The sequence below is a fragment of the Janthinobacterium sp. Mn2066 genome (assembly GCF_049319705.1).
Taxonomy (GTDB): domain Bacteria; phylum Pseudomonadota; class Gammaproteobacteria; order Burkholderiales; family Burkholderiaceae_D; genus Janthinobacterium.
The window spans coordinates 1-26837 of sequence record NZ_JBMOUF010000019.1; the positions used below are offsets into that span (position 1 = coordinate 1).

The window sequence follows — 26837 nt, forward strand, 5'->3', positions numbered from 1 at the left end:
CACTCAAAAAACTGACAGGCCACTACTTTCGTAGCGTCCTATTTCATTATTTCTTGTGAACATTTGATATTTTAAGTTTTACGCTGCTTGCGCAGCGCTGCACTTCCATCAAATGCCCACACTTATCGACTGTTAATTGTTAAAGAACTGTATTCGGTGCTACTTTCGCGCTATCGACAAAGCGTTGTGTTTGTCAGCTGCGAAGAAGGAAGAGTATGAAGCGTTTCGCACATTTCGTCAACCTTCTTTTTTCTCTGCTTCACTCTGCATTTACATGCATTGTTCTGCGAGGGGGCGAACTATAGCAAAGCCTCCCTCTGGAAGCAAGGCTTTTTCAGGGGCGGCGGAGGTGAACTGCTACAATTTCGGCCCCTCCACGCAAAACAGCGCCTACACACAGAAGAAGCACCATGAAACAACAAGCGCAAGGATCAGGCCTTACCCTGAAACGGGCAGGCTTTAGCTCCAGCTTTGGCGTACTCGCCGCCACCTTAGGTTCGGCAGTCGGCCTCGGCAATATCTGGAAGTTCCCCTATCTGACTGGCGCCAATGGCGGCGCCGGTTTTTTGCTGGTCTATCTGCTGGCCACCTTATTGGTGGGCCTGCCCGTGATGATTGCCGAAATCACCCTGGGACGGCGGGCCAAGCTCAATCCCATCTCGACCATGGAAAAACTGGCCACCACGGGCAAGCCCTGGTGGCTGGTTGGCGTGATCGGCATGCTGGCCGCCTTTTTGATCGTTGCCTTCTATTCAGAAGTGGTGGGTTGGGTGTTTGCCTATATCGCCAAGGCCATCAACGGCTCGATTCTCAGCAGCGACAAGCACGTCACGGAAGCGGCGTTTACCTCGCTGATCAGCAACCCGCTGCAATCGCTGTTGTGGCAATGGGGCGTGCTGCTGTTTATCGGCGGCATCTTGATGCTGGGCGTGACCAAGGGCATCGAAGCGATCGCCAAGAAACTGATGCCGCTGCTCTTTCTATTACTACTGCTGCTATGCGCGGTCAGCTTGTCGCTGGACAAGGCCAGCGATGGCCTGGCTTTTTTATTCCACCCCGACTTCAGCAAGTTGACAGCATCGGTGGTACTGACCGCCATGGGCCTGGCTTTCTTTAAATTATCCGTCGGCATGGGGACGATGATGACCTACGGCAGCTATTTCCGTGATGACCAGGATATTCCGCTGACGACCTTGCGCGTGATGGCAGCCGACCTCGGCGTCTCCATGCTGGCTGGCATCGCCATCTTCCCGGCCGTGTTCACCTTTGGCTTCGCCCCCAGTGCGGGACCATCGCTGGTCTTCATCACCATTCCGGCCGTGTTTTCGCAAATTCCGATGGGGCAATTCCTGATGGTGGCGTTTTTTATCCTGGCCGCCGTGGCCGCGACGGGGGCGATGCTGTCGCTGATGGAAGTGCCGGTGGTGATCTTTCACGAGCGCCTGGGCTGGTCGCGCAACAAGGCCACGGTGGTGACGATGCTGTTGCTGGCCTTGCTGGGTTCGGCTTGCGCGCTGAGTCACAGCAGCCTGGCCGACTTCAAGCTGTTTAATATGAATATGTTTGATCTGTTCGACTTTGTTTCGTCGAATATCTTTTTGCCCGCGGGCGGTATTGCGATTGCCTTGTTTACAGGCTGGGCCTGGGGCAAGGATCACTTTATCGAGGCGATCGGCAATCAAGGCCTGTTACAGAACCGCAGGCTGGCGACGGTGCTGCTGTTCCTGCTGCGGTATGTGTCGCCCGTATTAATACTGCTGGTGATGCTGAAAGGCTTGCAGGTCTTCTAGCTAGAGTACCCGGGTGTAGGTCTGGCGCACCAGCACCCGGTCGCCGCAATCGAAATGCCACCATTCGCTGTTGATGCCAAAGAAACCAGCCTGGAACATGGCGCCGCGCAAGAGCCGACGATGCTCTACCTGCTGTTCCGTAATTTCTCCCCGCTCCAGTAATATCAGTTCCAGCGCTGGATGTGAGCGCTCACTAAGATCATCAAACCCCGTCCCCATATCGAGTTCCAGCCCATCGGGACCCACGATGGTAATGTCGAGCGCCATACCGAACGAGTGAATGGAGCCGCGGCTGGGTTCGGCGATATAACCGAGCAATTCCGTGCCTTGCAGCGCATCCCACAGTTGCTGCTGTACCCGCTGCGGGCGCAGGGCGTCCAGCACCAGCAGATGATGGTCGGGCCGTTCTTCATCTAACCAGGCGACCGCCTTTTCCAGCGCGGCAGCCGCATCGCGGTGCAGCCAGGCGCAATCGATGGGGCTGTATAAATCTCGGCCGACGAAATTATCGGGCGTGGCGTAGCGCAAGTCGACAGCAATGCCGGCGATGCTACTCAAGTGGCGAAATTGCGGATCACCGGCCACCGCTTCCAATGGCAGACTTGCAACAGACATTACACTCCTCTTTCCAGGCAATTGCGCGCGGCCACGCCGATGCTGTCAGCCAGGCGGCGCGCGCCATGCGACAACGGCGAATGGCTGGCCGTCAATAAATACAGTTGTATCGGGATCATCGGCGCCCATGGTCGGCGCTGCAAACGCTCGGGCGAACCGGAGGCGGCCGTGAATGGGTCGACCACGGCCATGCCCGCGCCCGCTTCTACCAGCGAGCGGGCGATTTGATAGGTTTGCACCACGGTACTGAAGACGGGGTGGATATCCTGCGCTTCGCAGGCGGCGATCACCAGTTCGCCCAGCGGATCATTATCGGCGTGGCCGATCAGTTCGCCAGACAAGCCATGCGCCGTCAGCGGCGTGCCGCAATCGGCAGCGTGCCAGGTACCGGCCGGGGCGATGACCGTCATCACGCCTTGCGCGATCGGTTCCGCCACGATGCCGGGATGACGCGGGTCTTGCAGCGACAGGGCCAGGTCCGCCTCGCCCAGGCGCAAGGTATTGACGATCTCGCCCGTGTGATGGGTAGCCAGCTGGCAACGCGTGTGGGGAAAGTCGCGACGCCAGGCGGTCATGGCAAAAGGCAGGACGCTGATGGCGATGGTCGGTGTCGACACCAGGCGGATGGTTTCCACCGCATGGCTTTTCAGGCTGGCGGCCAGGCGGCGGATGCCCAGCAAATCGCGGTTGAGTTTTTCCGTTTCGATAAATAAGCGGTGGGCCTCGGGTTTCGGATAGAGCTTGCCCCGCACGCGCTCGAACAGCGGCATGCCCAGTTGCAACTCGCAATGCTGCAAGACCTTGGTCACGGCCGGCTGCGAAATATGCAGCACCTGGGCCGCGCCGCTGATAGTGCCAACTTGCATGATGGCGTGAAACACCTCGATATGACGCAGCCGCATGACTTATTCCTTTATCGCGCTTCAGCCCTGGAGGCCGTAAGAATTAAGCATATAAGAAAAAGTCATGGGCTGGAACCGCATGCTACTTTGTTGCAACAGCTGGCACGGGCACGGCCTTGGCGGCCGGCGTCGTCAATACTTCCAGCAAGGCCGCCGTTTCGCCATCGGGCATGCCATCGAAGCGGGTATTGCGGTACTTCATCTGGAAGGCGATCAGGACATTGCGCGTGGCTTCGTCAAAGATGCCCGTCTGCGGCGTGGCATAACCGTGCTGGGCCAGCTTTTTCTGGAACCAGACGGCGTCCGGCACTTGCTGGTCAAAAATCAATCGTTGCTCGGCAACCCGGTTGGCATCCGGCCAGACGATCAGGCCTGCATCGGCCAGCTGGCGCCATGGGAACAGCGGTCCCGGATCTTGCTTGCGTTGCGGCGCGATTTCGTTATGGCCCAGGATATTTTCTGGCGAAATATTGTAGCGGGCCACGATATCTTTCAGCAGCGGAATCAGCTCATCGATCTGCGCCTGCGGGAAGGGATACCAGATACGGCCTTCCGGCGAGTCCGTGTAGCCGGGATTGACGATCTCGATACCGATCGAACTGACATTCAACTGGGTATAAGTCTTCCAGTTACTCACACCCGCATGGTTGGCCTGGCGCGACTCATCGACCAGCGCATAAAACTTCGGCGTGGCCGTGTCGGTCAGCAAGTAGTGGCTGCTCACTTCCTGTTGCGTGAGGATCTGGATCGAGCGGGGCAGGTTGCTGACCGTGTAGTGGATGATGATGAATTTCACGCGTGGACTCTGGCCGCGCGCCGTCAGGCTATGGTCGATGTGGGGTGCTGGCGTCGTGGTACAGGCGGACAACAAGGCCATGAACAGGGCGAGTACGAGTATTTTCATGAGTAATCCATCATCTGAGTGTAGAAATTAGCTAATCGGCTGTGACCTGGCGGCTAAACGCGCCGCCGCCAGATGCGCGCGCGCCACTTTTTGCTGCAGCGCCAGCGATGCAGGCAACGCGGCCTGCATCGCGGCAAAAATGGCTGGATGCAATTGCGCCGCACGGCCCGCCAAGACCACGGGACGCGGGCCATAGCGGTCGATCAAGGCCAGCGCCAGCCGCGCCAGTTCCTGGCCGGCCCGCTGCAAGATATCGAGCGCCAGCGGATCGGTGTCGGCAGCCGCGGCCACGGCCAGCGCCAAACGGCCTATCGTACCGCGATCTTGTCCATACATAAAGTTGCGCGACACCGACCAGTCGCTGCCGCCGAGATGCCCAAACACGGCTTCGGCCATAGGGGAAACTTGCCAGCTGCCCGGAGATGCATCTTCGCGGCGCCAGATCTGGCGCAAGGCTTCCCGTGCAATCCAGTAACCGCCGCCGCCATCATCGAGCAGCACGCCACGCCCGCCCGCGCGGTGAAAGCCGCCATCACGGTCGATCCAGGCGGCAATCGAACCCGTCCCTGCGTAGACCAGATATCCTGCACCGGGTTCAAAACTGTCGCGATACGCGATGTCGATATCGTTGCCCAGGCTCACGTTTGTCACGTCCAGCGCCAGCAATTGCGCCAACAAGCCGGTCAACTCGGCGCCATCGCCGCCAAAACCCGTCAAACCAGCCAGGACCTGGGAAGGTTGTGCGATAGACAATACTTCCCGGCACAGGGTAGCAAAGGTGGCCTGCAAGGCGGCACGGCCCGTTTCGCTGCCCATTTGCAAGGCGGATAGTCCCTCTACCGCACCTTCGGCGACGATGCTGCCATCCACGCGGGCCAGCGCCCAGCGCGTCTGCGTGCCGCCGGCATCGATGCCCAGGCCCAGCCTGTCTGTAGAGAAAGAAGTCATCACATCAGTGTAAAGCCAAGCAAGCCCTGCAGGCATGAAAGCTTGCGCATGTTTCATGCCTGCAGGTTATAGGTGGGCCGTCTTTACTGGACGGTTACTGGGCTGGCTGGCGTAAAGTGACGCGCGGGCTTTCATTGCCGAGGCGATCCACGGCGCTGACCACCACGGCATTGACTTGACCGGTGGCGTCGTCCACCAGGGTCAATTCGCCTTGCAGACCAGAGACCACCGTGAAACGCCAGTCTGCGCCGTAACGGGCCCAGACCGCGTACTGGGTCACGGGCTTGCCGGAACCTGCCGTGAATTTCAGGTTCACGCTGGTCGTATCGCGGCGCATGATGACCGTCGGCGTGCCTGGCGCTTCCGTGCCCAGCCATGGCGTGGCGGGAATCAGGGCAGGGCTCTGATACACCGTGGCTTTCAATTGATCGCTGATGCCCTTGCGGTTTTGCATCAGGGGAATCATGCTGAAATGCACTTGCCCATTCGCGCCGGGGCGCGTGCGCGTCAATTCGATCTGCTTGATGATTTCTTGCGGCGTGTAAGACTTGGCCGAATTGTCGATGCGGCTGGTGTACAGGCCCGGCCATATATGGCGGCCATATGGATTTTGCGCCAGCCAATAGTCGAGCAACACGCCAAACGCCTGCGGCGCCTGGCCGACCGGCCAGTACAGTTGCGGCGACAGATAATCGAGCCAACCCTTGGACAGCCACAGTTCCGCATCCGCATACAATTTATCGTACTGGCTGAAACCGACGATACCGGGCGGACGACGGTCTGGCCGGCCGATACCGAAGGGGCTGATGCCGAAACGCACCCAGCTCTTTTCGCGGTGGATGCCGGTATACAAAGCCTCGATCAGCTGGTTCACATTCTGGCGGCGCCAGGAAGCACGGTCCAGCTGGCCGCCGCCCAGCAGATATTGCTGCCACGATGGTTCATCGGGGAAGGGCAGTTCGCGCTTGCTCCCGCCCGTGCCTGCATCGAGCGCGGCGGTCTCTGCCCCGGCGCCTGCATTGCTGCCGGCGCCAGGCGCGTCGATAGGGTAGGGATAGAAATAATCGTCGATATGCACGCCATCGATGTCGTAGCGGCGCACCACGTCAAGCACCACGTCGGTGGTGTGCCTGGAGGCGGCGGCGTCGCCCGGGTCCATCCACAGGTAGCGGCCGTATTGCTTGACGGAATCAGGGTTGGTGACGGCAAAACTGTCGCGCGCCAGCGGCGACTTGGCCGTCGCGTGGCGGGCGCGGTAGGGATTGAACCAGGCGTGCAATTCCAGGCCGCGCGCATGCGCCTGGGTTACCCAGAATGCCAGCGGGTCATACATGGGCAATGGCGGCTGGCCTTGCTTGCCGGTCAGATATTCGGACCACGGTTCCAGCTGCGATGGGTAAATGGCATCGGCGCTGGGGCGCACCTGCAGCACGATCGCGTTCAGATTCAAGGACTTGGCGCGATCGAGGATAGCGATGGCTTCCGCCTGCTGCCTGGCCACCGGCAAGTTGCTGCGGCTGGGCCAGTCGATATTGGCGACAGTCGATACCCAGGCGGCGCGAAATTCGCGCGGCGCCGGCGGCGGCACTTCGCCCGTGATGTGCTCGACCGGCGCGGCTCCGGGGAAACCACCCAGTTCCGGCGTGGTATCGGAGGGCATTTTGGTGCTGGTACAGCTGCTGAGCAAGCCGGCCACGGCCAGCGCGGCGATCGCACTGGCGGCGGCGCCCAGCCGTTTTTTCAATGTAGAAAGCAAAACAATTCCTTGCAGAAATAGGGTCCAGATCGATGATCACGCAGCTAAGCGGGGCATTTTACTGTGCGTGGGCATTCGGTGAAGCCACGCACGGCGCTGATGGACGTCAGGCGGCCTTCTTGCCGAATTCAGGATCGATCTTGACCAGCGCCGCCATGATGAAAGCCGGCACGGTGGCGATGCAGACCCAGATGAAGAAATGCTGGTAACCGAGCCATTGCTGTATCCAGCCGCTGGCCATGCCAGGCAGCATCATGCCCAGGGCCATGAAGCCCGTGCAAATAGCGTAATGGGCGGTTTTATGGGCGCCGTCGGACACCATGATCATGTACAACATATAAGAAGCAAAACCGAAGCCGTAACCGAATTGCTCCAGTGCGATGCTGCCGGCGATCAGATAAATATTGCTGGGCAAGGCCGTCGCCAGATACACAAACACCAGGTCGGGCAGGTGCACGGCCAGCACCATGATCCACAGCATACGCTTCAAGCCGAAGCGGGAAATCACGTAACCGCCCAGCAAGCCACCCACGGTCAGGGCGATCACGCCGATAGTGCCGTAGACCAGGCCGACTTCTTCCGTGGAAAGTCCCAGGCCGCCCTTGCTCACTGGGTCCAGCAGGAACGGTGCAGCCAGTTTCAGCAATTGCGCTTCGCCCAGGCGGAACAGCAGCAAAAAGCCGAGGATGAGGAATATGTCTTTCTTTTTGAAGAAGGCGGCAAAGGTGGCGAGGAACTCCTGCAGCGGCGAGGCGCCCACCTGCGCGATGCTGGGCTGGTCGCCGGCCGGCTTGGGCAACACAAAATAATGGTAGGCGAAGAGGGCGATGAACAAGCCCGCCAGGATGGCGAACACGCTGGACCAGGCCAGTTGCACATTGCCCGTGACATGCGTCAGGTAGCCGGCCAGATACACCAGGCCACCCTGGCCGGCAATCATCGCCAGGCGATAAAAAGTGCTGCGCACGCCGACAAAGGCTGCTTGCTGGTGTTGCTCCAGGCCCAGCATATAAAAGCCGTCGGCAGCAATATCATGCGTGGCCGAACTGAAGGCCATCAACCAGAAGATCGCCAGGCTGATCTGGAAAAAATGGGGCAGGGCGGTGGTCAGGGCGACCAGCGCCAGCGCCGCACCGATCACCAGCTGCAAGCCGATAATCCAGAAACGCTTGGTGCGGTACATATCGATGAAGGGCGACCATAACGGCTTGATCACCCATGGCAGGTACAGCCAGCTCGTGTAGAGCGCGATATCGGTATTGGAAAAACCGTAGTTCTTGTACATGATCACGGACAGTGTCATGACAACAACATAGGGAATGCCCTGGCCAAAATACAGGGTGGGGATCCACCGCCACGGATTAGTCGCGCGCGCTGGCGCGCTGTGTTTCACAAGCTCCATACATCCTTCGTCTCCGACCGGACAAAAGAATGATGCGCCATCGGATCACGCCGCCAGTGCTGCCCGCACACTGCCGTTCGCTCCGGCCAACAATGCCTGTGCCTGGTCTGTGGTGATTTTTTTTAACAAGGCAACTATCGCCACCTTGACGTGAAACTGGCATTGCTCCAGCACTTCCCTGGCCTGCGCTTCATCGGCGCCCGTGGCGTGCATGGTCAACCGCAGCGCCCGCAACAGTAGCTTGGCGTTGGTCGGCTTCAAGTCTACCATCAAGTTTCCATAGGTTTTATGCAAACCGACCATCAGCGCGCTGGAAAGCGTATTCAGGGTAATTTTTTGCGCCGTGCCCGCCTTCAACCGGGTGCTGCCGGAAATGACTTCCGCGCCCGTGTCGAGCACGATGCCGCATTCCGACTCGAGCGCCACCGGCGCGCCGGGATTATTGGCGATGCCTATCGTCAAGGCGCCAAGCTCGCGCGCCGCCCGCAGCGCACCCAGCACATACGGCGTGGCGCCGGACGCGGCCAGCAGGATCACCACGTCATCCACCTGCGGCCGCAGGGCCAGCAAGTCGCTAGCACCTTGCTCCAGATCATCTTCCGCGCCTTCGACGGCGGTAAACATGGCGCCCTGGCCGCCCGCCAGGATGGCGACCGCCCGCTCGGGCGGCCAGGAAAAGGTGGGATTCAGTTCTACACTGTCGAGCACGCCAAGCCGGCCCGACGTGCCCGCGCCCACATACAGCAGGCGCCCGCCAGCGGCGATACGGGGCAGGGCGGCGGTGACGGCCGCACGGATCTGCGGCGACGCCAGCCGCGCCGCCTCGACGGCCCAGAATTGATCATCGACAAAGGCAGCCACCAGTTGCTCGACCGGATAGGTATCCAACTCCGGATGCCGCCGGCTCGGGGTTTCAGTTTTCAGCATGACGTCCGAACAGGGTTAAACGATAAAACCAGTTTAATACCAAGCTCAGTAGCACGACAGCCAGTCAGCCATGAAAGGATGTCAGGCGGGCATAACGGGAGTTTATGGGCGTTTATGGAGAACGCCGCATTTCGGCGACGAAGTCGTAGTGATCGCTGCGGCAGTAGGAATGCGTCAGTTCCACCGCCTCGCCCGTTTCCAGGTAGGCGATACGCGTGATGAACAGCACGGCCTGGCCATCGGGCACGCCCAGCTGTTCGGCCAGCATGGCGGTCGCGTTCATCGCGCGGATGTGTTGCAGGGCGCGCACGGGCGCCTTGCGGATGCTGTTTAAATAGGCATACAGCGAATCGCCCACGGCTGCCGGGTCCGGCACCACGCTGAACGGCAAGACGCTCACTTCATACGCCATCACCACGTCATCGGCCAGGCGCAAGCGCTCCAGGCGCGCTACCTTGGTATTCTGGGGCAGGCCCAGGCTCAATTGATCGTCGCTGCTGGCAATCACCACTTCGCGCTTGAGCCAGCGCGAACCGGGACGGTAGCCGCGCTGCTGCAATTGTTCGGAAAAGCTCGACAGGTTCGATAGCGGCTGCTCGATGCGCGGGGCAATATAGTTGCCCGATCCACGGCGGCGCACGACGAGACCCTGCTCGACCAGCTGGTCGATGGCCTTGCGCGCCGTTACGCGCGACACGTCGAGCAATTCGGACAGGGTCCGTTCAGATGGCAAAGCCTGGTCGACCTGGTAACGGCCGTTGCGTACATCATCGCTCAGCTTGCGGGCGATCTGCATATATAAAGGCGAATTGTCATTTAAATCGACCTTGAGTTCTACACTGGTCCGGCTCATACAGTTCTCCTTGTATGACTAGTGTAATAGCGAAGGCGCTTGCGTGTATCCCATCGAACCATGAATAAATAGAAAATGGGCATAAATAACGGTTATAAAGTGAAAAAAACAATGTTTCGGTGTGCCAAACGTCAACATTCATGAATAAATAGATAATATTTAAAATAATCACGCACCAGATTGTGGCAGCGGTTTTCCATGCCATCACGCGGAAATGACGGCCTACGCATTCCTGGAAGTTATGGCTGCACCATGATGTTTCATTGGCTCGCTTGTTTCCCAGCCTCTAAGCTTTCATCGACTGCTCCCGCACCATGGGAGTGCAACGAAGGCAATACAGGCGAGGCATGATGCAAGAAACCCGGCGGCACCCAGGAGCAGGACAGCAAGTCATCATCATCGGTGCCGGCATCGTCGGCCTGACCTCGGCCTGGTGGCTGGCCGAAGCCGGCTACAAGGTCACGGTGCTGGAACGCAACGAGCAAGTGGCCATTGCCGCAAGTTATCGCAATGGCGGCCAGCTCAGCTATCGCTATGTGGCGCCGCTGGCGGACGCGGGCATACCCCTGAAAGCGCTGGCCTGGATGTTGCAAAAAGATGGGCCGCTGCGTTTCCGGCCCGAGGCGGACTGGCGCCAGTGGCGCTGGCTGGCCAGTTTTTTGCGCAACTGCAACACCGCCAGCAATGCCCGCACCACGGCCAAGCTGCTGGAATTGGGCGAACTGAGCCGCACCGGCATGGCCCAGCTGGAATTATCCGTGCCACCGGAAGCCTACGCCTGGCGCGATGCAGGCAAGTTGATCGTCTACCGCTCGCCCGCGATTTTCCAGCGCGCCGTGGCCAGGCCGGAATCGGAAGAGGCCCGCATCGTACTGACGCCCGCACAAGCCGTGCAGCGCGAACCAGCGCTGGCCGCGCTGCAGGGTGCATTGGCAGGCGGCATCTTTACCCAGGGCGAAGCGGTAGCCGATTGCCACGCCTTTTGCCAGGTACTGGAAGCGCGGCTGCTGGAGCATCCCAACTTTGCCTTGCTGCTCAAGGGCGAAGCGCGACGGTTCATGACGAACCGCGGCAAGATCACCGGCATCGACACCAGCCTGGGCCTGCTGGAAGCGGACCACTACGTGCTGGCGGCCGGCATCCAGAGCCGCGACCTGGCCGCCAGCGCCGGCATTTATCTGCCGCTGTATCCACTGAAAGGCTATAGCCTGACTGCACCGATCCGCGCGCAAGACCGGGCGCCCGAGATCAGCATCACCGATTTCGAGCGCAAGGTGCTGTATGCGCGCATCGGCGGCAACCTGCGGGTGGCCGCCATGGTCGACATGGTGGGCGCCGACACCCGCATCGATGCGGGCCGCATCGCCGGCCTGACCCGGCTGGCGCGGGCAACCATGCCGCAGGCGGCCGACTATGAGCAGGCCACGGCCTGGGCCGGCTTGCGGCCCGCCACGCCGAACAGCGCGCCGCTGGTCGGCCCCAGCAAATACAGCAATCTATGGCTGAATGTGGGCCACGGCCCGCTGGGCTTTACCTTTGCGGCCGGCACGGCGCGTATCCTGGCCGACCTGATGACCGGCCAGGCGCCGCCATTTGCCCTCGATTTCCTCAGTCCCGGCAGATAAGCAGATAAGCAGATAAGCAGATAAGCAGATAAGCAGGCTAGCGGCAACCGGCAACCGGTAGCAGCGATATGGCGGATAATTGCGGGACTTTCCTGTTTCCACGTCGATAAGACCGTATGTCCACATCCCCGAAAACCGCTGTCTGCCCGTGTGGCGGCCCAGCCTATGCCACTTGCTGCGGCCCGTATATCACCGGCGCCGCCTTGCCGCCCACGGCCGAAACCCTGATGCGCTCGCGCTACACGGCGTTTACCCTGCGCGACGAGCCCTATCTGCGCGCCACCTGGCACGCCAGCACCCGTCCCGGCGACCCTTTGTTTGCCGAGGAAGAAAAGGTGCACTGGCTGGGACTTGAGGTAAAATCTGCTTTACGTTTACGTCAACGTAAAGCAGAATCAGAAAACTCAGCAGATCAAACCGAAGAGAGTAACCGCGACACCGTCGAATTCGTGGCCCGCTACAAAGTCAGCGGCCGCGCGTACCGCCTGCATGAAGTCAGCCGTTTCGTGCGCGAGCAGGGTGAAGGCGGCTTGCGCTGGTTTTATCTCGACGGCAGTTTTCCCGAATAGCGCGACCCGAGAGACCGGGCGATAATAAAAAGGAACCGCAATGCCGCACATCGAAAGCAAACTCAATCCGCGCAGTGAAGATTTCAAGGCCAATGCCGCCGCCATGCAAGCCATCGTCGACGATTTGCGCGACAAGGTGGAAAAAATCGCCGCTGGCGGCGGCGAGGCGGCAGCTGCCAAGCACCTGGCGCGCGGCAAGCTGCTGCCGCGCGACCGCGTACAGATGCTGCTCGATCCCGGCACGCCTTTCCTCGAGTTTTCGCAGATGGCGGCCTACGCCATGTACCAGGACGCCAACGGCGTCGATGCGGCGCCCGCCGCCGGCATCATTACCGGCATCGGCCGCGTCTCGGGCCAGGAATGCGTGATCGTCTGTAACGACGCGACAGTCAAGGGCGGCACGTATTACCCGATGACCGTCAAGAAGCACTTGCGCGCCCAGGAAATCGCCGACCAGAACAACCTGCCCTGCATCTACCTGGTCGACTCGGGCGGCGCCAACCTGCCGAACCAGGACGACGTGTTCCCCGACCGCGACCATTTCGGCCGCATCTTTTATAACCAGGCCAACCTGTCGGCCAAGGGCATCCCGCAAATCGCCGTGGTGATGGGTTCTTGCACGGCCGGCGGCGCGTATGTGCCGGCCATGAGCGATGAATCGATCATCGTCAAGGAACAGGGCACGATTTTCCTCGGCGGCCCGCCATTGGTCAAAGCGGCCACCGGCGAAGTGGTGACGGCCGAAGACCTGGGCGGCGGCGACGTGCATACGCGCTTGTCCGGCGTGGTGGACCACCTGGCGCAGAACGATTTGCATGCGCTGTCGCTGGCGCGCACCATCGTTTCAAACCTGAACCGTGTCAAGCCGCAGCAGATGGCGCTGCGCGAGCCGGTCGAACCGAAATACGCACCGCAGGAACTGTATGGCGTGATCCCGGTCGATACGCGCAAGCCGTTCGATGTGCGGGAGGTGATCGCCCGTATCGTCGATGGCAGCGAATTCGATGAATTCAAGGCGCGCTACGGCACTACCCTGATCTGCGGCTTCGCGCACATCCATGGCATGAAAGTCGGCATCATCGCCAACAACGGCATTCTGTTTTCCGAATCGGCCCTGAAAGGCACGCATTTCATCGAACTGTGCTGCCAGCGCAAGATTCCATTGGTATTTTTGCAAAACATCACCGGCTTCATGGTGGGCCGCAAATACGAAAACGAGGGCATCGCCCGCAATGGCGCCAAGATGGTCACTGCCGTGGCCACGGCTGCCGTGCCGAAGTTTACGGTGATTATCGGCGGCAGCTTCGGCGCCGGTAATTACGGCATGTGCGGCCGCGCGTTTTCTCCGCGCTTCATGTGGATGTGGCCCAATGCGCGCATCTCCGTGATGGGCGGCGACCAGGCCGCGTCCGTGCTGGCGACCGTCAAGCGCGACGGCATCGAAAGCCGGGGCGGGCAGTGGAGCGCGGAAGAAGAAGCCGCCTTCAAGCAGCCCGTCAAGGAACAGTATGAACACCAGGGCCACCCATACTACGCCACCGCGCGCCTGTGGGACGATGGCGTGATCGACCCGGCCGATACCCGCATGGTGCTGGGCCTGGGCCTGTCGGCTGCGCTCAACGCCGAGATCCCGGACACCAAGTTCGGCGTTTTCCGCATGTGACCGGGAGAGAGAATATGGAATTCGAGACACTGAAAATCGTCATCGAGGGCAATGTCGCCACCGTAACCCTGAACCGCCCGGATGTGCGCAACGCCTTCAATGAAACCACCATCGCCGAACTGGCGCGCGCTTTCGAAGGCCTGGGCCGCAGCGAGATGGTGCGCGCCATCGTCTTGGCCGCCAATGGCGCGGCCTTTTGCGCCGGTGCGGACTTGAACTGGATGAAGAAAATGGCCGGCTATACGCATGCCGAAAACCAGGCCGACGCGCTGCAGCTGGCGCAGATGCTGCGCACGATTTACCTGTGCCCGAAGCCCGTGGTGGCCAAGGTGCAGGGCGACTGTTATGCCGGCGGCATGGGCCTGGTGGCCGCATGCGATATCATTCTGGCTGCGGAAGACGTGCATTTCTGCCTGAGCGAAGTGCGGCTGGGACTGATCCCGGCCACTATTTCACCGTATGTCATCAAGGCCATGGGCGAAAACGCGGCGCGCCGCTACTTCCTGACGGCGGAGCGATTCTCCGCGCAGGAAGCGCTGCGGATGGGCTTTGTCCACGACGTCGTCGCCGCCGAGACACTGGACGCGAAAACCGCGGAAGTGCTGAAAGCGCTGACCGGCAATAGCCCGCACGCAGTGGGGCAGGCGAAGGCGCTGGTGCGCGAGATCGCCGGCCAGCCTGTCGACGACGCATTACTGCTGGATACCGCCGAACGCATCGCGCAGATCCGCGCCTCGGAACAGGGGCGCGAAGGCGTGCAGTCGTTCCTGGACAAGCGCAGGCCGAGTTGGCTCATGGGCTAGCAATCTCTATTGGAGCAGTTTTGAAAGCAGAAAAACAATCGGGCTGGGTCGAACGCAGTCTGCGCAGCGTGTGGCACCCCTGCACGCAAATGCAGCATCATGAGACTGTGCCGCTCATCCCCGTCAGCCACGGCCGCGGCGCCTGGCTGTACGACCACGAAGGCCGGCGCTACCTGGACGCCATCAGCTCCTGGTGGGTGAACCTGTTCGGCCACGCCAATGCGCGCATCAATGCGGAACTGAAAGACCAGCTGGACCGCCTGGAACACGCCATGCTGGCCGGTTTTACGCACGAACCGGTGATCGAACTGTCGGAAAAACTCTCCGCCCTCACCAATGGCGTGCTCGGTCACAGCTTTTATGCTTCGGACGGCGCCTCGGCCGTGGAAATCGCCCTGAAGATGAGTTTTCACGCCTGGCGCAACAGCGGCCAGGGTGAAAAACAGGAATTCGTCTGCCTGAAAGGCAGTTACCACGGCGAGACCATCGGCGCGCTGGCCGTCACCGACGTGGCCCTGTTCAAGGATGCCTACGGCCCGCTGCTGCGCGCCACGCAAACCGTGATGTCACCCGATTTCCGCCAGGCGAATGAGGGCGAAACAGCGCAAGACGTGGCGCGCCGCGCCGCCGCTGAAGTAGAGAACCTGTTCCAGCAAAAGGCGGACAAGATCGCCGCCATCATCATCGAGCCGCTGGTGCAGTGCGCCACCGGCATGGCCATGCACGACCCGCTGTACCTGTCGCTGGTGCGCGCGCTGTGCGACCAGTATCAAGTCCATCTGATCCTCGATGAAATCGCCGTCGGCTGCGGCCGCACGGGCACCTTCTTCGCCTGCGAACAGGCGGGCATCTGGCCCGACTTCGTCTGCCTGTCGAAAGGCATCAGCGGCGGCTACCTGCCCTTGTCGCTGGTAATGACGCGCGAAGATATTTACCAGGCGTTCTACAGCACCGACGTGCGCCGCGGCTTTTTGCATTCGCATTCGTACACGGGCAATCCGCTGGCGTGCCGGGCCGCGCTGGCGACCTTGTCCATCTTCGAGGAAGACGATGTACTGGTGGCCAACCGGCTGCGCGCCGCGAAAATCACGCAGGCGCTGGCGCCGCTGGCACAACATGAAAAAGTCAAAAACTTCCGCCAGCAGGGCATGATCTGGGCCTTCGATGCGGTCGATGCAGCACCCGATTTTTCACGCCGGTTCTTCAGCACGGCGCTGGAGCATGAGTTGTTGATGCGCCCGATCGGCCCCACCGTCTACCTGATGCCGCCGTACATTTTGAACGACGAAGAAATCGCCGGCCTGGGCCAGCAAACCCTGGCGGTCTTCAACAGCGTGATGGGGGCCTGAGATGGAACTGATCACGCGCCTGAAACAGCAATTGCATGGACTGGAAGAACGCAGCCTGATCCGCCGCCGCCGCACCGTGGAAACGCCGTGCGCGCCGCGCCTGACGGTCGATGGCCGCGCCATGCTGGCTTTTTGCAGCAATGACTACCTGGGCCTGGCCGCGCATCCCGCCATCGCCCGCGCACTACAGGAAGGCGTGGACCTGTACGGCGCCGGCAGCGGCGCTTCGCACCTGATCAGTGGCCACAGCCGCGCCCACGCGCAGCTGGAAGAGCGGCTGGCCAGCTTTGTCGGCGTCAACCTGGAACACGCGCGCGCCCTGTATTTCTGCACCGGTTATATGGCCAATCTGGCTGTACTGACGGGCCTGGCCGCTGGCGACCCGGACACCGAGATGTTCTCGGAAGCGTTGAACCACGCGTCCCTGATCGATGGCACGCGGCTGTCCCGCGTCAAGACGCGCGTGTACCCGCACGCCGACCTGGACGCGCTGGCCGCCTTGCTGGCAGAAAGTAAAGCAAAGAACAAGATCGTCGTCACCGACAGCGTCTTCAGCATGGATGGCGACCTGGCGCCGCTGCCTGCGCTGCTGTCCCTGTGCGAACAATATGGCGCCTGGCTGGTGGTCGACGATGCGCACGGCTTTGGCGCGCTGGGAGAGCACGGCCGTGGCGCACTGGAACACTTTAATTTGTGCTCGCCTTACCTAGTGTATGTCGGGACTTTGGGCAAATCGGCCGGCGTGGGCGGCGCTTTTGTGGCGGCCCATGAAGCCGTGATCGAAACGCTGATCCAGAAGGCCCGCCCCTACATCTTCACCACCGCCGCGCCACCCGCGCTGGCGCATGCGCTGCTGGCCAGCGTGGATATCATCGCTGGCGAAGAAGGAAAACAGCGCCGCACGCACCTGGCGGCGCTGATCGCCCAGTGGAACACTGGCTTGCAGCTGCAGCGCTGGCAAGCCTTGCCCTCGCAAACCGCCATCCAGCCCGTGATCATCGGCGACAACGCCGAGATGATGGGCATTGCAGCGGCGCTTTACCAGCAGGGACTGTGGGTGGGCGCGATCCGCCCGCCGACCGTCCCCCTGGGTACGGCCCGCCTGCGCGTCACCCTCTCGGCCGGCCACACGGCGCAGGAAGTGGCGCAATTGATCAACGCAGTCAACACCCTGGAAAGGACCCGCCATGAGCCTTGATGACCCTATCGTGGCAGAAGAATTGGCCGTACAGCCCAGCCCTGCCGCCGCCGCAGCCGGCCTGCCGCTGCCATTTGCCTGTTTCGTCACCGGCACCGACACGGAAATCGGCAAGACCCTGATCTCGTCGGCGCTGCTGCACGCGCTGGTCCAACGGGGCGTGCGCGCCTGCGGCATGAAGCCGGTGGCCGCTGGCGCCGAACTGCGCGACGGCGAACTGCATAATGAAGACGCCGACAGTCTGATCGCCGCCGGCAACGTCAGCATGCTGCGCAGCCTGACCACACCATATATGCTGAAGGAACCGGCGGCGCCGCATATCGCCGCCGCGCTCGAAGGCGTCAGCATCGATTCGGTACCCATCCTGGCCGCCTACCTGGAAATCGCCGCCGCCTCCGATGCGGTGGTGGTCGAAGGCGTGGGCGGTTTCCGCGTGCCGCTGTCCGCCGATTACGATAGCGCCGACCTGGCGCAGCAACTGGACCTGCCGGTGATCCTGGTGGTCGGCATGCGCCTGGGCTGCATCAGCCAGGCCTTGCTGACGGTCGAAGCGGTCGAAGCGCGCGGCCTGAAAGTGGTGGGCTGGGTCGCCAATACGCTGGAAGTGGAAATGCGCTTCCTCGATGAAAATATCGATGCGCTGATCGAACGCATCCCGGCGCCACTGCTGGGCAGGGTGCCGCGCCTGGCGCAGCCTTCGGCCGCAGCGGCAGCCGCCTATCTCGATTTTACGGGCTTGCCGAACTGGCCAGCCCAACGCCAGAACAATTGAACGTATCACTCAATATATACCAAAATATCAGCGAAGGAATCACCATGTCTCAAGTTCAAGCAGCAGCAAAAACCGTCGAACTGCACCGCCCTGCAGCGCGCATCACCCTGCCCGAAGCGGCCACCTGGCCATTGGAAGATGTGCTGGCCCTGTTCGACCTGCCGTTCAATGACCTGATGTTCAAGGCCCAGCAAACCCACCGCGCCAACTTCCCTGACGGCGACGTGGAACTGGCGACCCTGTTGTCGATCAAGACCGGCGGCTGCGAAGAAGACTGCGGCTACTGCCCGCAAGCAGCCCGCTACGACACGGGCGTGGAAGCGAAAAAAATCCTCGACATCGACACGGTGCTGGACGCCGCACGCCAGGCCAAGGCCAACGGCGCCACGCGCTTCTGCATGGGCGCCGCCTGGCGCAGCCCGAAAGACCGCGACATGGAAAAAGTCGAGGAAATGGTCAGCAAGGTCAAGGCCCTGGGCCTGGAAACCTGCGCCACCCTGGGCATGCTGGAAGAAGGCCAGGCCGACCGCCTGAAAAACGCCGGCCTCGATTTCTACAACCACAACCTGGATACGGCGCCCGAGTTCTACGACAACGTGATCTCCACCCGTGAATACCAGGACCGCCTGGACACCCTGGGCCGCGTGCGCGAAGCAGGCTTGAAAGTATGCTGCGGCGGTATCGTCGGCATGGGCGAAACGCGCTTGCAGCGCGCTGGCCTGATCGCCCAGCTGGCCAACCTGAATCCATATCCTGAATCGGTACCGGTGAACCACCTGGTGCAGGTCGAAGGCACGCCCTTGTACGGCCTGGACGCGCTGGACCCGTTCGAATTCGTGCGCACGATTGCCGTGGCCCGCATCACCATGCCAAAAGCGCGCGTGCGCCTGTCCGCAGGCCGCCGCCAGATGGGCGAAGCGGTGCAGGCGATGTGCTTCCTGGCGGGCGCCAATTCCATCTTCTACGGCGACAAGCTGCTCACCACCGACAACCCGGAAGCGGAAGACGACCGCACCCTGTTGAACAAACTGGGCCTGCAAACGCGCGGCGCCATGCTCGAATCGGTACAGAAAGAGAAGTGCGGCTGCTGATAACGAATCAAGGGGTCAGACCCTTTGGGTCTGACCCCGGTATTTTGCTTTTGGGTTAGAAAATTCGCCCCCGTACTCATCGGATCGGGCGATTGGCAAGACGGAGACATACGGCTGCAAAACAGCCGTTAACATATAACATTAGCCCACAGAAAGGCTGGGGTCAGACCCAACGGGTCTGACCCCGAAGAGAGACCATGTTTACTAAAATCCTGATCGCCAACCGTGGCGAAATCGCTTGCCGTGTCGCCGCTACCGCGCGCCGCATGGGCATCCAGACGGTCGCCGTGTATTCGGAAGCGGACGCCAAGGCCAGGCACGTCGCCATGTGCGATGAAGCAGTCTTGATCGGGCCCGCCGCAGCCAAGGAAAGCTATCTGTGCGGCGACAAGATCATCGCCGTGGCGCTGGCCACGGGCGCACAGGCAATCCATCCCGGCTACGGCTTTTTGTCCGAGAACGCGGACTTTGCCGACGCCTGCCAGGCAGCGGGACTGGTGTTTATCGGCCCGCCGGCATCGGCCATGCGCGCCATGGGTTCCAAGTCGGCCGCCAAGTCGCTGATGGAAAAAGCCCATGTGCCGCTGGTGCCGGGCTACCATGGCGAGAATCAGGATGCCGATTTCCTGCAGACCCAAGCCGACCAGATCGGCTATCCGGTGCTGCTGAAAGCGTCGGCGGGCGGCGGCGGCAAGGGCATGCGCGTGATTGAAAACTCGGCTGACTTCAAGGCGGCGCTGGCTTCCTGCAAGCGCGAGGCGATCAGCTCTTTTGGCGACGACAAGGTACTGGCCGAGAAATACCTGTCGCGTCCGCGCCATATCGAAATCCAGGTGTTTGCCGATACTGTGGGCAATTGCATCTACCTGTTCGAGCGCGACTGCTCGGTGCAGCGCCGCCATCAAAAGGTGCTGGAAGAAGCGCCGGCGCCGGGCATGCCTGCCGAGCGCCGTGCTGCCATGGGCGAGGCGGCCGTGGCCGCCGCCAAGGCTGTCGGCTACGTGGGTGCGGGAACGGTGGAATTCATCGCCAACCAGGATGGCTCGTTCTACTTCATGGAGATGAACACCCGCCTGCAGGTGGAGCATCCGGTAACGGAAATGATCACCGGCACCGACCTGGTGGAATGGCAGTTGCGCGTCGCCTTTGGCGAGCCGCTGCCGAAAAAACAAAGCGAACTGGCGATCCACGGCCACGCCATCGAGGCGCGCATCTACGCGGAAAATCCGGAAAAGGGATTCTTGCCGTCGATCGGCACCTTGCGCCATATGCACGCGCCGCAAGCGGTCACGTTTGAACTGGGTGGCACGCCACTGCCAGCCGGCGTGCGCATCGATTCGGGCGTGCGCGAAGGCGATACGATTTCGCCGTTCTACGATCCGATGATCGCCAAGCTGATCGTCTGGGGCGCGGACCGCCGCGAGGCGCTGGCGCGCATGGCGCAGGCACTGTCCGAATACCAGATCGTCGGCCTGGCCACCAATATCGCCTTTTTGAAACGCCTGGTACTGGGCCAGGCATTTTCCAGCGCCGATCTCGATACGGGTTTGATCGAACGCCATCACGATGCGCTGTTTCCTGCCCTGCAAGCGGCCCCCTATACGGCCCTGGCGCTGGCATCCGTGGCCCTGCTGACGCAGGAAGCGGCCGCCAACGAGGGCAGCGGCCCGTGGGGTAATGCCCAGGGCTGGCGCTTGAACAGTGCGCTGAAACGCAGCCTGTCTTTTGCTGACGAATTTGCGCTGGCCAGCGACAGCAAAGCGTATGCGGTACGCGTGACGTACGCCGCCGATGGCTGGCAGTTCAACGGCCAGCCTGTGAGCCTGACGACAAATCAAGGCCTGGAACTGCACATCAAGCTGGGCGAGCGCGCCGTGCACGGCACGGTGCTGCGCGACGGCGAACAGTTCCACGTGTTCACGGGCGGCGCGCACCATACCCTGCACTACAACGACCCGATGGCGCATGCGGGCGAAGTGGAGGCCGAGGGCGGACGCCTGACGGCGCCGATGCCGGGCAAGGTGGTCGCCGTGCTGGTGGGTAAAGGGCAGGATGTGAAGAAGGGCGAGCCGCTGGTCATCATGGAAGCGATGAAGATGGAGCACACCATCGCCGCGCCGCACGACGGCCTGGTGGAAGACGTGCTGTATGCCGTGGGCGACCAGGTGGCTGACGGCGCACCGCTGCTGGCCTTCAAGGCGGCCGCCTGAGTCAGTACGATGCGCATCCTTCTACAACGTTCGGACGGCAAGCAAGCAGCGTGGATCGCCGATTTTAACGCCCAGCTGCCCGAGGCCGAGATCATTTTCTGGCGCGACGGCGTAGCTGTCGCACCATGCGACTATGCGGTCGTCTGGCAGCCGCCAGCGGCCATGCTGCCGGCATTGAGCGAAGTCAAAGCCATCTTCAACACGGGCGCCGGCGTGGATGCCTTGCTGAAGTTTGGCGACGCGCTGCCGGCGCAGGTGCCGCTGGTGCGCCTGGACGATGCGGGCATGGGCGTGCAGATGGCTGAATATGTGAGCCACGCCGTGCTGCGCCATTTCCGCCGTTTCGACGATTATGAGGCGCAAGCCCGCGCCGGTATCTGGCAACCGCTGCCCGCCTTTGACAAAGCCGATTTTCCCGTTGGCGTGCTGGGCATGGGCGCGCTGGGCACCCGTGTGCTGGACGCGCTGGCGCAATTCGAATTTCCGCTGCGCGGCTGGAGCCGCAGCCAGAAGCACATCGATGGCGTGCACTGCTTTGCGGGCGAGGAGGGCCTGGAATCCTTCTTGCGCGGCACGCGCCTCTTGGTCTGCATGCTGCCGCTGACGCCCGACACGCATAACCTGCTGGACCGCACGCGCCTGTCGATGCTGCTGCCGGGCGCTTATGTGATCAACGTGGCGCGCGGCGCGCATATCGCCGAACCGGATCTGCTGACCCTGATACGCTCGGGCCATATCGCAGGCGCCACCCTGGACGTGTTCCGCAACGAGCCGCTGCCGCAACAGCACCCGTTCTGGCAAGAGCCACGCATCACCATCACGCCGCACATTTCAGCGGCCACCCTGCGCCACGAAAGCGTGGTGCAAATCGCCGCCAAGATGCGGCGCCTGCAAGCTGGCGACATGGTCGCCGGCATCGTCAACCGTTTGCAAGGATACTGAGATGAACCCTCACGCAAGTCTGCCGAAACAAGTAAAAATCGTCGAAGTGGGTCCTCGCGACGGCCTGCAAAACGAAAAGGAAACCATCAGCGCCGCCGTCAAGATCGAACTGGTCGACCGGCTGGCGCAAGCCGGTTTCGCCAATATCGAGGCGGCGTCCTTCGTGTCGCCCAAATGGGTGCCGCAGATGGCCACCAGCGCAGAAGTGATGGAAAAGATTGCGCGCCGCCCCGGCACGATCTATTCCGCGCTGACGCCGAACATGCAGGGCTTCGACGCGGCGCTGGCGGCAAAAGCCGACGAAGTGGTGATTTTCGGTTCGGCGTCGGAAGCGTTCTCGCAAAAAAATATCAACTGCTCGATCGCCGAATCGATCGCCCGCTTCGAAGGCGTGGCGAAAGCAGCCAAGCAACATGGCCTGCGCCTGCGCGGCAGCATCAGCTGCGCGTTCGGCTGCCCATATCAAGGTGAGGTGCCCCTCGATGCGGTGGAAGACGTGGTGCAGCGCATGCGCGACCTGGGTTGCGATGAAATCGACATCGCCGACACCATCGGCGTAGCCACGCCGCGCAAGACGCAGGCCGTGATGGAGCGCGCCATCCGCGCCTTCCATGTGGGCGGCTTGTCCGGCCACTTCCACGATACCTATGGCCAGGCGCTGGCCAATATCTACGCCAGCCTGGAAACGGGCATCGCGATTTACCACTCGTCCGTTTCCGGCCTGGGCGGCTGCCCCTACGCCAAGGGCGCCACCGGCAACGTGGCCACCGAGGACGTGCTGTACATGATGCAAGGCCTGGGGATCGCCACCGGGATCGACCTGGAGCTGGTGGTGGACGCGGGCCAGTTCATCTCGCAGCAGCTGGGCCGCAAGGGTTCCAGCCGCGCGGGTAATGCGATTGCGGCGAAACGGCTGGGGTAATCCGATAGTCATGTATCGGCGGCCGGCTGGGCGGCAACATACTCGCGGAAATGGGCGATGAAACGTTGCACCTTGGCCGGCACGTGCGGCGTATTCGGAAATACGGCAAACGTACCTTGCTGCGGCAAACGATAGCCAGATAAGAGGCGCTGCAAACGGCCGCTGCGCAGTTCGTCGGCTACCAACCAATCGGGCAGCACGGCCACGCCAGTATCGGCCAGCACGAACGCCAGCATGGCGGACGCGTTATCGGCCACGATGCGGCGCCGCGCATGCTGCGTCACAAACGTGGCACCATCGTCTGCCGTCCACGTTAGCGCGCCTTCGAAGCGGCTATGGAAAATGCCATCCATGGCCTGCAAGTCCTCGGGCACGCGCACGGCGGGATGACGGGCGAGATACGCTGGCGTGGCCACTGCCACGGTCTGAAACTGCGCTACACGCGCCGCGCGATAACTGGAATCGCTCAGGCTACCCAGGCGGATGGCCAGGTCAAACTGCTGGGCGATCAAATCGGCCGGTTGCGGCGAAGCGGAAAAGTCCACCTGCAAGTCACGGTGTTCGGCAGCGAAAGTAGCCAGGGCTGGCACGACAAAACGCACGCCATATTCTGCCGTCGACGTCACGCGCAAGGTGCCGCTCAGGGTCTGGTGACTGCTGCGCGCATCGTCGATAGCGGCCTCGGCCTGGCGCACGACACTGACGCAATCGGCATAAAAACGCTCACCCGCCTGCGTCAATGCCAGGCGGCGCGTGGTACGCGTCAGCAGCGACACGCCCAGCTCCGCTTCCAGCTGCTTCAGGTTAAAACTGAGCATGGCCTTGCTCAGCCCCAGGTGCGCGGCTGCCCGGGTAAACGATTTCATCTCCACGATGCTGATAAATGACTGGAATCGATTCAGGTTCACCATATGGCGCATTTATTGTCAAAGATAAATGAACAGTGTATTACAACTAACCATATATTTCTTGATAATTTAAACTTCTATAATCGCTGCCAGCACAACACTATGGAGAACACCATGCAGCGCCCTATCATCAATCTCGATACCCTGGCTTTGTCTCCCCTGCCAGCCGCCTACGCAGCCAGCGGAGAAACGGCACAGCGCTATGCGCCGCGTATCGCCATGGTCGGAGCGCAACTAGGAGCACAAAAGCTGGGCTACAACGTCATCAGCCTGGCACCCGGACTACGCGCCTTCCCATTTCACAACCACCGCGTGAATGAAGAACTGTTTTATATCCTGGCAGGCAGCGGTGAAATGCGTATCGGTGATCAGCGCCATGCCGTACGGGCCGGCGATTTTATCTGCTGCCCGGCGGGCGGCGTGGAAACAGCCCATCAACTGATTAATACCAGCGAGGCAGAACTACGCTATCTGGCCGTCAGCACGCAGATGGCGCCCGAGATTGCGGAATTTCCCGATTCCGGAAAATATAGCGTGATGGATGGGCAAGGCGCGCGCATCATCGGCAAGCTGGATTGCTCGCTCGATTACTGGGAAGGGGAATAAGAGAAGGCTGCAATATCTGCCAAAACTCGGGACGAAAAAAAACCCAGAAGCCGAAACTTCTGGGTTTTTTTCTACAAATTTGGTCGGAGTACAAGGATTCGAACCTTGGACCCCCTGGTCCCAAACCAGGTGCGCTACCGGGCTGCGCCACACTCCGAAGACCAAGATAATACAGACCGTATCGATTTCGGTCAAGGGTCAGGTGCAACTCTATGTAAATTATTTACGGGCGGCACATAGGCTCATGTATTTTTAAAAACTTGTGAAGTATGCGACACTGGGTTTGCAGGTTTTCCCGATCTAAGGACGTTGAGGACGGCAATGCATTTCACTACAGAAATCCACGCGCAAGGGGATACTGTTCCTTTCTTGCGTAATCGGCGCGGCATCGCGCTGGGCGTCGCCGTGTCGCTGCTGCTGCACGCCGGCTTGATCTATGTCTGGCGAGCGGTGAAACCACCGGCGATTTCCGATACCGGCCCGCGCGTGGAATCGATCGCCGTCTGGATACGCCCGCTGGCCGCCAAGCCACCGCCGCCGCCGATTGCGGAAGCGAAGCCAAAACGCGAACCCAAGCCGATCAGCGCGCCAAGGAAAACCATCAGCAGGGAAGAGACGCCCCTGATCACGGCGCAGCCGCCCAGCCAGAATATGGTCACCATCGCGCCCGCCGCGCCACCAGCACCGGCAGCCGCGCCCGATGCGCTGGCCAACGAGGCGCCAAAGTTCGACATGAACGCCGCCCTGAAAACGGCGCGCAAGGTCGCCGGTGAGCGCGACCCGTCCAAGGTCGGCACGGCGGTGGGACAGATCCCCGACAAGCCGCTGCAAACGGAAACCCAGCTGGCGCGCGATATCGCCGAAGGCAGGCGCGGCGATTGCCGCACCGCTTATTCCGGTGCAGGCATCTTTGCGCCCGTGCTGATGTTGCTGGATAAAAAAGATAGCGGATGCAAGTGGTAACACACTGACAAGATACCCAGATTGGGTACGATCCCACCCAATCTGGGTAGGACGGACTACGCTTATTCCTGCCCCTTCAACTGCAGCGCCCGCTCATATAAAGCGTTTTTCTTGCGGCCCGTGATTTGCGCCGTCAGGTTGGCGGCCTGTTTCACGCTGCATTCGGCCAGCAGGATGTTGAGGATGCGCTCGGCTTCCACGTCTTCTGCATCCTGCGCTTCGGTGGCGCCTTCCAGCAGGACGACGAATTCGCCTTTTTCACGGTGCGCGTCGGCGCGTATCCAGGCTTCGGCTTCCGACAGGGGACAGCGGTGCACTTCTTCAAACAGTTTCGTCAGTTCGCGCGCAAACACCACTTGCCGGGTCGGCTCGAACGCTTCGACCAGGGCCGTGGCGCAATCGAGGATGCGGTGCGGCGCTTCGTAAAACACCATGGTGGCGGTCACGCCGCGCAAGCTGTGCAGCATGGTTTCGCGCTGCTTGGCCTTGGCCGGCAGGAAGCCGACAAAATAAAACTGGTCGTTGAGCAAGCCGCTGGCGGAAATGGCCGTGATCGCCGCCGATGGGCCGGGCAGGGGCAGCACGCGCAAGCCGGCTGCGCGCACGGCGTCGACGATGCGCGCGCCAGGGTCGGAGACGGCGGGCGTGCCCGCGTCGGAAACCAGGGCGATGCGCTCGCCGGCTTGCAGGCGGGCAATCAGGGTTTGCGCCACTTCACGTTCATTATGTTGATGCGCAGCAATCAAAGGCTTGTTCAAGCCGAAACGCGTCATCAGGTGCGCCGTATTGCGGGTATCTTCACAGGCGACGGCGTCGGCCAGGCTCAGCAGATGCAGCGCGCGCAGGCTGATATCGGTCACATTGCCGATCGGCGTGGCCACTACATACAATGTTGCTATAGGATAGACCTGGTGCGCCGCCTCTGTCATGATGGGAAGGTTGGCGATTAAACTACTTTCTTGTACGGTCATTTTGGGGGTCAGATGCTTGCTAATAGTGTGAAGTTACTGCTTGTTTGTGCCGCGGCCGGCATGCTGAGCGCTTGCAGCACGCCTTGCGACGCGCCCGGGCAATTGTGCGCGCCTATTGAATCAAACACAAGTGCGCTGCCGCCGCCGA

At 61.3% G+C, this 26837-nt stretch carries 24 protein-coding genes and 1 tRNA gene; 14 read left to right on the forward strand and 11 right to left on the reverse strand.

Features of this window, described 5'->3' with window-relative positions; genetic code table 11:
* Positions 1-410: 410 nt before the first annotated feature.
* Positions 411-1790, forward strand: a complete 1380-nt coding sequence (locus ACL9RI_RS26380) for a sodium-dependent transporter (RefSeq protein WP_422729428.1) — start codon at positions 411-413, stop codon at positions 1788-1790.
* On the opposite strand, the gene ACL9RI_RS26385 is transcribed toward ACL9RI_RS26380, so the two are convergent.
* From ACL9RI_RS26385 to ACL9RI_RS26420, 8 genes are all read right to left on the reverse strand, one after another.
* Positions 1791-2405: a M15 family metallopeptidase gene (locus tag ACL9RI_RS26385; protein ID WP_422729429.1), complete on the reverse strand. Its 615-nt coding sequence runs from the start codon at positions 2403-2405 to the stop codon at positions 1791-1793.
* The gene (locus ACL9RI_RS26390) at positions 2405-3307 is read right to left on the reverse strand and encodes a LysR family transcriptional regulator (RefSeq protein ID WP_183682427.1); all 903 of its coding nucleotides are present in this window, start codon (positions 3305-3307) and stop codon (positions 2405-2407) included. Before ACL9RI_RS26390 ends, ACL9RI_RS26385 begins: the two co-directional genes overlap by 1 nt.
* An 82-nt stretch (positions 3308-3389) precedes the next feature.
* Positions 3390-4211, reverse strand: a complete 822-nt coding sequence (locus ACL9RI_RS26395; RefSeq protein WP_422729430.1) for an N-acetylmuramoyl-L-alanine amidase — start codon at positions 4209-4211, stop codon at positions 3390-3392.
* Positions 4212-4238: 27 nt separating this feature from the next.
* Positions 4239-5159: an N-acetylglucosamine kinase gene (locus tag ACL9RI_RS26400; protein WP_422729431.1), complete on the reverse strand. Its 921-nt coding sequence runs from the start codon at positions 5157-5159 to the stop codon at positions 4239-4241.
* A 94-nt stretch (positions 5160-5253) separates the two neighbouring features.
* Complete coding sequence (locus ACL9RI_RS26405) at positions 5254-6915, reverse strand: glycoside hydrolase family 10 protein (RefSeq protein ID WP_422729432.1); 1662 nt, start codon at positions 6913-6915, stop codon at positions 5254-5256.
* 106 nt (positions 6916-7021) lie between these two features.
* Positions 7022-8317 carry an MFS transporter gene (locus tag ACL9RI_RS26410; RefSeq protein ID WP_422729433.1) on the reverse strand — a complete coding sequence of 432 codons (1296 nt, stop codon included), beginning with the start codon at positions 8315-8317 and terminating at the stop codon, positions 7022-7024.
* 45 nt (positions 8318-8362) lie between these two features.
* The gene (locus ACL9RI_RS26415) at positions 8363-9244 is read right to left on the reverse strand and encodes an N-acetylmuramic acid 6-phosphate etherase (RefSeq protein ID WP_422729434.1); all 882 of its coding nucleotides are present in this window, start codon (positions 9242-9244) and stop codon (positions 8363-8365) included.
* A 112-nt stretch (positions 9245-9356) separates the two neighbouring features.
* A complete protein-coding gene (locus tag ACL9RI_RS26420; RefSeq protein WP_422729435.1) occupies positions 9357-10097 on the reverse strand; it encodes a GntR family transcriptional regulator in 741 nt (246 codons plus the stop codon).
* A 347-nt stretch (positions 10098-10444) separates the two neighbouring features.
* On the opposite strand from ACL9RI_RS26420, the gene ACL9RI_RS26425 reads away from it, so the two are divergent.
* From ACL9RI_RS26425 to ACL9RI_RS26475, 11 genes are all read left to right on the forward strand, one after another.
* Positions 10445-11722 carry a D-amino acid dehydrogenase gene (locus ACL9RI_RS26425; RefSeq protein ID WP_422729436.1) on the forward strand — a complete coding sequence of 426 codons (1278 nt, stop codon included), beginning with the start codon at positions 10445-10447 and terminating at the stop codon, positions 11720-11722.
* Positions 11723-11838: 116 nt separating this feature from the next.
* Positions 11839-12291: a YchJ family protein gene (locus ACL9RI_RS26430; RefSeq protein WP_422729437.1), complete on the forward strand. Its 453-nt coding sequence runs from the start codon at positions 11839-11841 to the stop codon at positions 12289-12291.
* A gap of 40 nt (positions 12292-12331) precedes the next feature.
* On the forward strand, positions 12332-13954 hold the full coding sequence (locus ACL9RI_RS26435; protein WP_422729438.1) for a carboxyl transferase domain-containing protein: 1623 nt from the start codon (positions 12332-12334) through the stop codon (positions 13952-13954).
* Between the two features lie 14 nt (positions 13955-13968).
* Positions 13969-14757, forward strand: a complete 789-nt coding sequence (locus ACL9RI_RS26440; RefSeq protein ID WP_422729439.1) for an enoyl-CoA hydratase/isomerase family protein — start codon at positions 13969-13971, stop codon at positions 14755-14757.
* Between the two features lie 20 nt (positions 14758-14777).
* On the forward strand, positions 14778-16106 hold the full coding sequence (gene bioA / locus ACL9RI_RS26445; protein ID WP_422729440.1) for an adenosylmethionine--8-amino-7-oxononanoate transaminase: 1329 nt from the start codon (positions 14778-14780) through the stop codon (positions 16104-16106).
* A gap of 1 nt (position 16107) precedes the next feature.
* Complete coding sequence (gene bioF, locus ACL9RI_RS26450; RefSeq protein WP_422729441.1) at positions 16108-17304, forward strand: 8-amino-7-oxononanoate synthase; 1197 nt, start codon at positions 16108-16110, stop codon at positions 17302-17304.
* Positions 17294-18076 carry a dethiobiotin synthase gene (gene bioD / locus ACL9RI_RS26455; protein ID WP_422729442.1) on the forward strand — a complete coding sequence of 261 codons (783 nt, stop codon included), beginning with the start codon at positions 17294-17296 and terminating at the stop codon, positions 18074-18076. Before bioF ends, bioD begins: the two co-directional genes overlap by 11 nt.
* Positions 18077-18120: 44 nt before the next feature.
* Complete coding sequence (gene bioB / locus ACL9RI_RS26460) at positions 18121-19167, forward strand: biotin synthase BioB (protein WP_422729443.1); 1047 nt, start codon at positions 18121-18123, stop codon at positions 19165-19167.
* A 197-nt stretch (positions 19168-19364) separates the two neighbouring features.
* A complete protein-coding gene (locus ACL9RI_RS26465; RefSeq protein WP_422729444.1) occupies positions 19365-21377 on the forward strand; it encodes an acetyl/propionyl/methylcrotonyl-CoA carboxylase subunit alpha in 2013 nt (670 codons plus the stop codon).
* 9 nt (positions 21378-21386) lie between these two features.
* Positions 21387-22319, forward strand: a complete 933-nt coding sequence (locus ACL9RI_RS26470; protein WP_422729445.1) for a 2-hydroxyacid dehydrogenase — start codon at positions 21387-21389, stop codon at positions 22317-22319.
* A 1-nt stretch (position 22320) separates the two neighbouring features.
* Positions 22321-23241: a hydroxymethylglutaryl-CoA lyase gene (locus tag ACL9RI_RS26475; RefSeq protein WP_422729446.1), complete on the forward strand. Its 921-nt coding sequence runs from the start codon at positions 22321-22323 to the stop codon at positions 23239-23241.
* A gap of 8 nt (positions 23242-23249) precedes the next feature.
* On the opposite strand, the gene ACL9RI_RS26480 is transcribed toward ACL9RI_RS26475, so the two are convergent.
* The gene (locus tag ACL9RI_RS26480; RefSeq protein WP_422729447.1) at positions 23250-24161 is read right to left on the reverse strand and encodes a LysR family transcriptional regulator; all 912 of its coding nucleotides are present in this window, start codon (positions 24159-24161) and stop codon (positions 23250-23252) included.
* Between the two features lie 102 nt (positions 24162-24263).
* Here ACL9RI_RS26480 and ACL9RI_RS26485 point away from each other — a divergent pair, with 102 nt between their 5' ends.
* Positions 24264-24755 carry a cupin domain-containing protein gene (locus tag ACL9RI_RS26485; protein WP_422729448.1) on the forward strand — a complete coding sequence of 164 codons (492 nt, stop codon included), beginning with the start codon at positions 24264-24266 and terminating at the stop codon, positions 24753-24755.
* A gap of 80 nt (positions 24756-24835) precedes the next feature.
* Here the strand turns inward: ACL9RI_RS26485 and ACL9RI_RS26490 are convergent.
* Positions 24836-24912: transfer RNA gene (locus tag ACL9RI_RS26490), tRNA-Pro, on the reverse strand.
* 164 nt (positions 24913-25076) lie between these two features.
* Here ACL9RI_RS26490 and ACL9RI_RS26495 point away from each other — a divergent pair.
* Positions 25077-25718 (forward strand): hypothetical protein, encoded by a 642-nt coding sequence (locus ACL9RI_RS26495; RefSeq protein ID WP_422729449.1) that lies wholly within the window; start codon positions 25077-25079, stop codon positions 25716-25718.
* 62 nt (positions 25719-25780) lie between these two features.
* Here the strand turns inward: ACL9RI_RS26495 and rsmI are convergent, their stop codons facing one another.
* Entirely contained in the window at positions 25781-26689 is a 909-nt protein-coding gene (gene rsmI / locus ACL9RI_RS26500; RefSeq protein ID WP_422729450.1) for a 16S rRNA (cytidine(1402)-2'-O)-methyltransferase, read from the reverse strand.
* Positions 26690-26837: the final 148 nt, after the last annotated feature.